Origin of the sequence: Pedobacter sp. BG31 (assembly GCF_042464845.1) — a bacterium.
Classification (GTDB): domain Bacteria; phylum Bacteroidota; class Bacteroidia; order Sphingobacteriales; family Sphingobacteriaceae; genus Pedobacter; species Pedobacter suwonensis.
Genome location: NZ_JBHNZK010000044.1, coordinates 1 through 3,013 on the forward strand (window position 1 = coordinate 1; position 3,013 = coordinate 3,013).

Consider the following 3,013-nt stretch of genomic DNA (forward strand, 5'->3'; position numbering starts at 1 on the left):
GAGTGCAAAGGTAGGAATCTTTTTTGAACTTCCAAATAAAATAATTTTTATTTTTCTGTTTGCTTTTTCTTCTCTCCCCCTGTTTCAATATGCCGGTGTTGACCAGCTTTCCGCTCTTCCGAACCGGACTGCAAAGGTAGCAATCTTTTTCTTCCCCGCAATATTTATTTTAAAATAAATCCTGCCCTCCATCTCTCCAAGCCATCTTTTCAACAAATCCCTTCCTCCGAAGCGGGATGCAAAAGTAGGAAAAATATCATTCCCCACAAAGATTTTGAAACGATTAATAGCGGTTTTAACGTAAGTTCATGGTTTTCAACGGGAAATATTTTTCGACAGGCTAAAACAATTATGCCTTTTACCTGTTTAGCACCATCCTGAACAGTTCCAGGATCTGATAAGGTCAGGTAGCCAGGATGGCAAAAAGATCCTTCGGCTACGCTTCCATTGACAGAATTTACCTGTAGGTCGTCATTCCCGCGCATGCGGGAATCTTAATGCAAATGTTTCAAGATTATTCATAGTATTTTTTTTTCAATGGCATTCATATGATTTTTAAACATTTTATCCCTCAGGATGAGATCTGCCACTAAACTTCCAAAGTTCCCCTGCGCCCGGCCACTTGAAACTTTGGAGGAAACTGCCCACCTAAACCCGATTGAGCGGAATAGCCCGGAGCGCAGCGAGGACTATAAGTGAAAGCGGGAACATGCTTATATAGTACCACTGACCCTGCTTTGCTAAAAAGAAAAACAAACCCGAAAACTACCGATACTCTAAAACACCACTCAACTGGCAATTAAAGTTTATGGAAGCGTAACACCCATGAGTTAATAACAACAGGAAGCTAGCCTGACCTGCAGAGATCAAATTTTCAGAATAACAACTTAAGCAGTAAAATGAATAGCTACTTTTTATCTTCTAATAATGGCCAAAAGTTTTTTAACGGCAATTACCACTAATACCGAAGCCAGGCCGATTATTAATCCAAAAGCAAATTCCCTCAGGATAGATGGAAACGAAGGGAAAATATGATGCATAAACGCAATATTGTGCGCAAAAATTCCTCCTGATACCAGTATCAATGCAACGGTACCCACAATGCTTAAAATTTTAATGATAATAGGTAACGATTTTACCAGTGTTTTACCAACTGATGAAAGAATACCTTTATCGCCGGACGCTTTCACTAAACGGTATCCGGCGTCATCCATCCTAACAATAAGCGCAACAATTCCATAAACACCAATTGTAGCCAATAATGCGATCAACGAAACGGTTAAGATTTGGACGGTAAGCGTTTCATCTAAAACACTGCCCAGGGCGATGATGACAATTTCTATGGAAAGAATGAAATCTGTTATAATAGCTGATCTGATTTTGGCTTTTTCTGCCGTCTCGTCATTCTGAATAATCTCTTTTGCTTCCACATTTGCGGGTTTCGAGCGATGGAAAAAATATTCTACAACTTTTTCTACCCCTTCGTATGCCAGATATAATCCTCCGAGTACTAAGATAATTTTAATAGCTACAGGAAAAAAGAAGTTAAGCAATAGCGCAATGGGTACTATAATGAGCTTGTTAACTAGTGAACCCTTGGTAATTGCCCATAATACCGGTAGTTCCCTGGAAGAAAGAAAACCAGTTGATTTTTCTGCATTTACTGCCAGGTCATCTCCCAAAATACCAGCCGTTTTCTTAGCTGCTACCTTTGCCGTTACAGCCACATCATCCATTAAGGCACCTATATCATCTAAAATCGCAAAAAAACCAGAAGCCATATTTAAAATTTATTAATGTCGCAAAATATCGATTACTTTTTAAATTTAAATGATCTCACATTAAATCTTTAGCTATATTATACCAAAGCTATGTTCCACAGATTTAATTAAAAGTCAATAATATTTATCCGCATTATAACATTAATAAACCAAAACTGTTCGAAAAAGAAAAAATAAGCTACTATTGCTGAAATTTATAAAGAAGTTCATAGGGAATATCTGGGTACTGACTCAGTCTGGTTATTGCGAAGCGCAGTATCACCTGCTTGTGATCCGGCTTCCGGTCCTGCTTCCTACTCTATATTTTTGGGAAACCTCGTTCCATAAACAGATACGTATCTTCAAAAACGAATACCGCTCCCATCAGGGCTGTTTAACCAGGGACAGAAAATAGAAGATGGGAAAGATGGAATATGTAAAATGGATGATGGAATGCTTTCTGCGGAGATCAGCATTTTCTGCGGGATTACAAACTTAACCTTTCTCAACTCCTTAGTTGTTAAAAAATTTTTTCGTCTTGGAGCGCAGTTTCCTGTGCTTGTCGGTTGTGTTCTGTCCTGCTGTGCGCTCTATCCCTTTGGAAACCTTATTGTTTAAACAATTTTTCTTAGCCAAAAGGGATGCCGCTCCCATCAGGGCTATTTAACCAGGAATATAATGTAAAATATGGAAGATGTAACACGGGTGATGGAATGGTCTCTGCGGAGATCAGCGTTTTCTGCGGGAGTACAACCTTAACTTTTCTCAACTTCTTAATGGTTTAAATACCTCTGGGTCTTGGAGCGCAGTGTCCCGAGCATTTGGGATAGGTCCCGTCCTGCTGTGCGCTCTATCCTTTTGGAAACCTTATTTTTTAAGCAATTTTTCCTAGCCTAAAGGGATGATGCTTCCATCAGGGCTATTTTAGCTAGGATATAACATAAAAGACGGAAGATGTAAAACGGATGATGGAATGGTCTCTGCGGAGATCAGCGTCTTCTGCGGGAGCACAACCTTAACTTTTCTCAGCTCCTTAATGGTTTAAATACCTCTTGGTCTTGGAGCGCAATGTCCCGAGCGTTTGGGGCGGGTCCCATCCTGCTGTGCGCTCTATCCTTTTGGAAACCTTATTTTTTTAACAATTTTTCTTAGCCAAAAGGGATGCCGCTCCCATCAGGGCTAATTAACCTGCGATATAATGGAAGATGTAAAATGGATGATGGAATGGTCTCTGCGGAGATCGGTGTAATCTG

1 protein-coding gene is annotated in these 3,013 nt (G+C 39.9%); it reads right to left on the reverse strand.

The genetic code is table 11. The features are described from left to right. Nucleotides 1-914: 914 nt before the first annotated feature. A complete protein-coding gene (locus ACFE6N_RS23475) occupies nucleotides 915-1,781 on the reverse strand; it encodes a DUF808 domain-containing protein (RefSeq protein WP_378940356.1) in 867 nt (288 codons plus the stop codon). Nucleotides 1,782-3,013 lie beyond the last annotated feature (1,232 nt).

Coding starts and splice junctions, on each gene's coding strand:
- ACFE6N_RS23475 (WP_378940356.1), bottom strand. CDS start 1,781: ATGGCTTCTGGTTTTTTTGCGATTTTAGATGATATAGGTGCCTTAATG.